Raw genomic sequence first — 7,035 nt, 5'->3', positions numbered from 1 at the left:
TCAAAACTGATCCTTCATACCCCGCAGCCGCGCAAAAACCCGCACCGGATCTTGAACGCCGGTGGCCGCCTGCAGAGCCGGCTGATCCCAGCGCAAAAAAGGATTGGTGCGGCGCTCTTCGCCAATGGTGCTGGGCACCGTCGGGGATCCCGCCTGGCGCAGCGCCACCACCTGCTGATAGCGCGCCTGCAAGTCGGGGTTGTCCCCATCCACCGTCAAGGCAAACTTGAGGTTGTTCAAGGTGTATTCGTGGGCACACCACACCCGCGTCGGTTCAGGTAACTGGCGCAGTTGATCCAGGGATCCCAGCATTTGCTCTGGGGTGCCCTCAAAGAGCCGCCCGCATCCCCCAGCAAACAGAGTATCGCCGCAGAAGAGATCCCCGCTTTCGGGGAAGTAGTAGGCAACATGTCCCCGCGTATGGCCAGGCACAAACAACACCTTCGCCTGCCGGCCCGCAAATTCCACCGTCTCTCCCGCCTGCAGCTCCACCCTCTGGCCAGGGATCCGCCCTCGATCCACCTGGCTGCCGTAGACGACGGCGCGGGGGTAGCGGGCCACAAGTTGCAGGTTGCCCCCCACATGGTCGTGGTGGTGGTGGGTGTTGAAGATGGCCACCAGCTCCGCCCCCAGCTCGGCCAATTTGTCCAGCACGGGCTCGGCCACTGCCGGATCCACCACTGCTGCCGTTGCCGTCTCGGGATCGTAGAGCAGATAGATGTAGTTGTCGCGCAGGGCAGGCAGTTGCAGAATGCGCATGGCCAGCTAGTCCTCAAAAATGGCCTGTTCTACATCCTGGCGGCTGAGGGAGTAGGGGAAAGACAGGGTTTTCGTGTTGCCATCCGGGTAGGTGTAGCGCACCCAGATGCTGGTCTCTTCTAGGCGCAGGCAGGCTTTCCAGCCCGGCCGCTCGCAAAACCATTGCTCCACATCCTTTGGGTCGCGGGTGCAGCCTTGCTCCTCCAGCCAGCGTTCGATGGCGTGGAGCGGGTGATTGTAGAGAGGTGTGGTGGCAGGGGGCAAAGGCATGGTGAGATTCAAACGCGCGCAGAGAAGCCGTCAAACTAGACAAAAGTTAACAGCCTATTCCATTCAAGCACTTGATCCATGGGAAGCTCCGAGCGCTTTGTCTGAACCTCATCCCCAAGCAACCGGAGTTGGTTAGCCCACCCCGCCCTCCCGTAGCCAGGCCAAAGCAACCGCCAACACCAAACACGCCACGAAGGTGGATCCCATCAGCAGCAGGGCACAGAGCTCGCCCGCCGAGAGAGGCCGGGTTTCCATGCGCAGCTCGAGAGAATCCAGATCTGAGGATCCCGTTATACTGAGGGAGCCCATGTTGGTCGTCATCGCCCGCAGGCTGGCATCGTAGATGGCCCGTTTTGCCGGGTTGCTGAGCACGAGATAAGCTTCCTGCAGCTCTTGGAAGCAGCGAATGGCCACTTCCGGGGCCAGGGGGGAAGTGTCGGGGTGGTAGCGTTTGCTCAACTGCCGATAGGCCCGCCGAATGGCCTCAGGAGATGCCCCTGGAGACAGGCCCAACCGTTGGTAGTAGGTGAGGGAAGTCAACGAGCGCATGCAAGCTGATCTCGACTAAGTGAGACGGTGGGGACAGCAGAACGCTTCTCCAAGGAGCTGAGCTTTGATCCAGTGTAATCACTTGGCCAGCCGTCGGGATCCCCTGAGCATGGCTCTATTCTTCTTCCTCTTCTTCCGACTTGGCTTTGGGGTAGTAGAAGCCGGTGTTGCGACCGCTCAAAATTGAACGCCCAATGGTCATTGCCCGCTGGGCCTGGAGCTTGGCTTTGCCCAGCCAAACGGCATACCGCCTGCGACTGCGGGCTTTCGAGGTTTTCTTCTTAGGAACAGCCATAGCTTGTACAAGAACACAGCCTTACTAGGCTAGCACTGAGCTTGCACCGTCGATCCCGGCTTTGTTTCGTCAAGTAGTCTATTAGCAGTTGACTCCAGAGAGAGCGAGCATCTCCGCACAATAGGGTTGAGATGGGTCAACTCTTCTACGCAAACCTTCTCAATCCCTTTTCCCGGCAGCCTTGGAGTCGATAGAGTATGGGACATCTTCTGGAACAGGCGGCCAGGTGATATCGGTCACCCCCCGGAAGCTCTTTTGGGTGCAAGCTAAGAATGGACTGTGGCCACTTCCTCGATCCAGGAGATCGCTCAACCATGCGCAACCTCTTTTCCATCTTGTTGTTCGGGATCCCGCTGCTGAGCTTGGGTTGGACGGGGATCCCAGTGGCTGCCCAATCCACCAATCCGGAGCTGTGCCAGAAGTTTCCCCAAGACCTTCGCTGCAATCTCTCTGCCCCCAGCCAGGTAGGACAAGCGCCTCAACCCAGCACTCGCCCGCGCGTTGCGGTTTTGGATTTTGATTTCAGCAGCCTCAGCAATTCCTACAGCCTGCGCGAGGCTTCCCGGGGGGTGAGCGATCTGCTGGTGGATCGGCTGGTGAGAGATGGCACTTTTTCTGTTATCGAGCGCTCGCGGCTGGATGCGATCTTGGCCGAGCAGAACTTGGGGCTATCGGGGCGGTTGGATGCCAACACCGCCGCTCAGGTGGGCCGGATCCTCGGGGTCGATGCGGTGATCCTCGGCAGTGTTACCCAGTTCGATGTGTCGGTGCGCCGTTCCGGCGGTGGGGCGCCGGTCTTAACCCCCTTCGGCAGCTTTCCGCTGGCGGTGGGGGCCGAGTCGGTGGATGCCGATGCCAACGTGCAGCTCAATGCCCGCCTGGTGAGCACCAGCACGGCCGAGATCTTGGCCGTGGTCGAGGGCCGGGGCAACGCCAGCCAGTCGGATAGCACGGTCACGGTTGCCGGCTTTGGCGGGGGATCCGCCACCAGTAACGAAGAAAAGCTGCTGGTTTTGGCCAGCCAGCAGGCGGTGGAGCAAATTGCCCAGCAGTTGGCCGGTTTTGCCAGTCGCTTGGCGGCCCAGCCCCGCTCTTTGCCGACGGTGGATGCCTTGGTGGCGGATGTCTACGGCAATCAGGTGATCTTGAACAAAGGCAGCCGCGACGGCTATCGCGTGGGCCTGATCCTTTCTGTGGAGCGCGTCGTTCGCGAGGTTAAGGATCCGGCCACAGGAGCAGTCCTGCGCAAATTGACCGAGCCAGCCGGCCAAATTCAACTGACAGAGGTGGATCAGGGATCCAGTGTGGGCCGCATTCTCAGCGGCTCTGGCTTTAAGGTGGGAGATGTAGCCAAGCCTCTCCAGTAAACTCCCAACGCTCTATCTTCAAGACCCTTCAATCGGGGCAAAGCCCTGGCGTTGAATATTTTCGGTAACGGTGCGCGGCTCCAGAAATTGCAGCAGGTAGTCGGGGCCACCGGCTTTGGATCCCACGCCGGAGAGCTTGAAGCCGCCAAAGGGCTGCCGCTCGACCAAAGCGCCGGTGATCTCGCGGTTGATGTAGAGGTTGCCGACAGCAAAGTCTTGGCGGGCCTGTTGGATGTGGGAAGGAGTGCGGCTGTAGACGCCGCCGGTGAGAGCGTAGGGAGTGGCATTGGCCAGCTCCAGGGCAGAGGAGAAATCCGCTGCCGCAATCACCGCCAGAACCGGTCCAAACAGCTCCCGCTGTGCCAGTTCCGATTGGGGATCCACCTGGCTAAACACCGTGGGGCCGACGAAGTAGCCTTTTTCCGGCACGGGCAGGCTGAGTTCCAAGCGGGCGTAGGCTTGGGCCGCTTGAATGGCCTGTTGCAGGCGGGCTTGGGCCTCGGCATCGATCACCGGGCCGACCTGGGTGCTAGGATGAGCCGGATCCCCCACGTTTAACGACCGCACCGCCTCGATCAACCGCCCCAAGAACAGGTCGTGGATCGACTGCAAGACAATGGCCCGCGAGCAGGCGGAGCATTTTTGGCCACTGTAGCCAAAAGCAGAGTTAACCACCCCCTTCACCGCCAGATCCAGGTCGGCGCTTTCATCCACAAGGATGGCGTTTTTGCCGCCCATCTCGGCAATCACCCGCTTGATGTGGTGCTGTCCCGGTTGCAATTGCGCCGCCTGGGCAAGGATCTGGCAGCCCACCGCCTGGGATCCAGTGAAGGCAATCAAATGTACCCGTGGATCTTGCACCAGGAGAGGGCCGATCTCTTCCCCAACTCCTGGCAGAAATTGAAAGACGCCTTCCGGGACCCCGGCTTCGGCGAGGGCCTTGAGGATGAAGCCTGCCAGCTTGGCGGCGACCAGCGAAGATTGCTCTGCCGGCTTGAGGAGCACGCAGTTTCCAGCCACCAAAGCCGCCATCGCCATGCCACAGGGGATGGAGAGAGGAAAGTTCCAAGGGGCGATCACCACCGCCACACCGCGGGGCTGGTAGTGGTAATGGTTGGTTTCGCCGGGCAGGTTGCACGCCCGTCCTCGATCCAGAGCCTCCATCTGCTGGGCGTAGTAGCGGCAGAAGTCGATGGCCTCGGAAATCTCCCCATCGGCCTGGGCGATGGGCTTGCCCACCTCCAGCACCATCCAGGCGGCCAGCTCTGCCCGTTGAGCCTCGATTTGCTCCGCCACCCGCTGCAGGATCCCCGCCCTCACGGCCACAGGCGTGCGCCGCCAGCGGGGAAAGCTGGCCTGGGCCGCCCGCAGGGCTTGCTCCACCTGTGCGGGACTGGCCAACCCAATCTCACCCACCACTTGCTCGGGATCGGCAGGGTTTAAAGAAGGAATAGACTGTCGGGTTGGGCGATATTCTCCGGCAATCCAGGGCTGAACTGTCTGGCCCAGTTGCGTTTGAACTTTTTGCAGGGCCTGAAAAAAGGGATCCCGCTGCTGGGGCTGGCTGAAATCCGTATCGGCAGCCGCGACAAACGAGAGGGAAGGTGGCTGAAAAATGGATCCCTCCTCCAAGACAGGGGGGGCCAACAACTGTTCGGCGTCGTAGCCCTGGACACTTTGCCGCAGGAAGGAAGTGTTGGCGGTATTTTCCAGCAAACGCCGAATCAGATAAGCCATGCCCGGCAGCAGCTCTCCATAGGGACAGTACACCCGCACCCGCTGTCCCTTCTGCACCAGGGCCTTGGCCAAGGGGTCGGCCATGCCGTAGAGCACCTGCAGCTCAAAAGCAGACTGAGGTACCTCCAGCGCCTGGGCGATGGCAATGGCTTTGGCCTGAGAACGCACATTGTGGCTGGCAATGGCGGCACGCAGATGGGTGTGGTGCTCTAACAAAAGCTGGGTCAGGCGCTCAAAATTGGCGTCGGTGGCGGCTTTGTCGTTGTAAACCGGCTGCGGCCAGTGCTTTTGCGCCGCCAGGATGGTCTCTTGATCCCAGTAGGCGCCCTTGACCAGGCGCACCGTCACCGGGGATCCCCGCTCTTTGGCCCAGGCGATCAGGTTTTGCAAATCGGTGTAGCTATCCCGCAGGTAGGCTTGTAGGGTCAGGCCAATGTCGGTGCGGCTGCGGAACTCCGGCTCCAGCAGCAGCTCCTGTAAAATGGCCAGGGTAAGGGATTTGTAGCGGTACTGCTCCATATCAAAGTGGATCCCGACTCCCAGGGCCTCGCCCCGGCGCAACAGGATGCGGATCCGTTCTCCCACCTTGGCTTTGGCCCCTGCCGGGTCGATGGGGTCGAACTGGGAATAGAAGGCCGTCAGCTTCACCGACACTTGGGGCATAGGCTGCGGCTGCGGCCAGGTTTTGACCACCTTTGCCAATTGCTCCATCGCCTGTAGGTAGCGCTCCAGGTAGGATTGGGCTTCGGCTTCGGTGAGGACGGCTTCCCCCAGCAAATCCAGGGTAAAAGCCATGCCTTGGCGGTGCAGAGTTTCCAGCGTTTGGCTCACCTGCTGCAGGGTTTCTCCGGCAATGTAGCGACGGGCCAGGGCTTCTACAGCAGCGGTGAGGGTGCTGGCGGCCAACTGTCCAGGCAGAGAATGGGGGTCGGCAAAGTTGAGTAGGTTTTTCAGTATCCCCGGCAACTCTACTGCCGGATCCAAGAGATACTCTTGAAGATGGCGAGCCATCTCTGCTTTGCTTTTCAGGCTGGGCAAAACATCGATCAAGCGGAACAACTGGGTGCGCAAATGGGGGTTCTCCATCGCCCAGGCCAGCAGCCTGTCCTCCCAACGCAGTTGATCCCGCCATTGGGCCAGCAGGGATCTCCCCTCGCCCCGAACGGAATTCAACAGAGACTGGGCAAGTGCTTGGGTTTGAGCCTCATAGGCGAGAGGAGCAGCTTGGGCAACCATAGGGCAATCGGAAGTAGAGCTGGCGGGATCCCACTATCCTGTCACGGACGGGATTGAGCCTGAGCTAGATTTTGATAAAGATGATAGTTTCGACGGCCCTAACAGGGCCACTGCGGGGCCTTAAACACCACAAGCAAAACAGTTAAAACCATTGGATACAGGAGAGCTATGCGGGCTTTTGTTGCAGGGGCTACGGGAGAAACGGGGCGGCGCATCGTCAAAGAGTTGGTGGGCCGCGGCATCCCGGTACGGGCGCTGGTGCGCAGCCGCGAGCTGGCCGCACAGGTTTTGCCCCCCGAAGCGGAAGTGGTGGTGGGAGATGTGCTGGATCCGGCCACGCTAAGGGCCGGCATGGAGGGATGCACGGTGGTGCTCTGTGCTACAGGAGCTAGGCCCAGTTGGGATCCCTTGCAGCCCTACCGAGTGGATTATGAAGGCACCAAGAACCTAGTGAATGTGGCCAAAGCCCAAGGGATCCAACACTTTGTTTTGATTTCTTCTCTGTGCGTGTCCCAGTTGTTCCACCCCCTCAACCTGTTTTGGCTGATCTTGGTGTGGAAAAAACGAGCCGAAGAATACTTGCAAAAAAGCGGCCTCACCTACACCATCATTCGGCCAGGGGGCCTGAAAAACCAGGACAACGAGGATGGCATTGTCCTCTCCCAAGCTGACACTCTCTTCGAGGGCAGCATCCCTCGCCTCAAAGTAGCTCAAGTGGCTGTTGAAAGCCTATTTCAGCCGGCAGCAAAAAACCGCATCTTCGAGATCATCGCTAAGCCCGGCGTTCCCAGGCGGGAGTGGAGTGACCTCTTTGCCCTAGCA

The 7,035-nt window shown here is 60.1% G+C and carries 7 protein-coding genes; 2 read left to right on the top strand and 5 right to left on the bottom strand.

Going from position 1 to position 7,035, the window contains the following annotated elements; translation table 11 throughout:
- From gloB to NW853_RS01665, 4 genes are all read right to left on the bottom strand, one after another.
- Positions 1–759, bottom strand: coding sequence for a hydroxyacylglutathione hydrolase (gene gloB / locus NW853_RS01680; RefSeq protein ID WP_414335175.1), 759 nt, complete (start codon positions 757–759; stop codon positions 1–3).
- Between the two features lie 6 nt (positions 760–765).
- Positions 766–1,029: a DUF3143 domain-containing protein gene (locus NW853_RS01675; protein WP_414335177.1), complete on the bottom strand. Its 264-nt coding sequence runs from the start codon at positions 1,027–1,029 to the stop codon at positions 766–768.
- A 132-nt stretch (positions 1,030–1,161) separates the two neighbouring features.
- Positions 1,162–1,578 (bottom strand): J domain-containing protein, encoded by a 417-nt coding sequence (locus tag NW853_RS01670; RefSeq protein ID WP_414335178.1) that lies wholly within the window; start codon positions 1,576–1,578, stop codon positions 1,162–1,164.
- Between the two features lie 115 nt (positions 1,579–1,693).
- Entirely contained in the window at positions 1,694–1,873 is a 180-nt protein-coding gene (locus NW853_RS01665) for a 50S ribosomal protein L32 (protein ID WP_414335180.1), read from the bottom strand.
- Between the two features lie 314 nt (positions 1,874–2,187).
- On the opposite strand from NW853_RS01665, the gene NW853_RS01660 reads away from it, so the two are divergent.
- Positions 2,188–3,240 carry a CsgG/HfaB family protein gene (locus NW853_RS01660; protein WP_414347375.1) on the top strand — a complete coding sequence of 351 codons (1,053 nt, stop codon included), beginning with the start codon at positions 2,188–2,190 and terminating at the stop codon, positions 3,238–3,240.
- 18 nt (positions 3,241–3,258) lie between these two features.
- Here the strand turns inward: NW853_RS01660 and pruA are convergent, their stop codons facing one another.
- Positions 3,259–6,213, bottom strand: coding sequence for an L-glutamate gamma-semialdehyde dehydrogenase (gene pruA, locus NW853_RS01655; protein WP_414347373.1), 2,955 nt, complete (start codon positions 6,211–6,213; stop codon positions 3,259–3,261).
- A 168-nt stretch (positions 6,214–6,381) separates the two neighbouring features.
- On the opposite strand from pruA, the gene NW853_RS01650 reads away from it, so the two are divergent.
- Positions 6,382–7,035: SDR family oxidoreductase (locus NW853_RS01650; protein ID WP_414347370.1), on the top strand; the 654-nt coding region annotated here is incomplete at its 3' end.

The sequence above is a fragment of the Synechococcus sp. H55.11 genome (assembly GCF_047462475.1).
In the GTDB taxonomy this organism is placed as follows: domain Bacteria; phylum Cyanobacteriota; class Cyanobacteriia; order Thermostichales; family Thermostichaceae; genus Thermostichus.
Note: the sequence above shows the minus strand (reverse complement) of the source record. Positions and strands in the feature narration are given on the sequence as shown.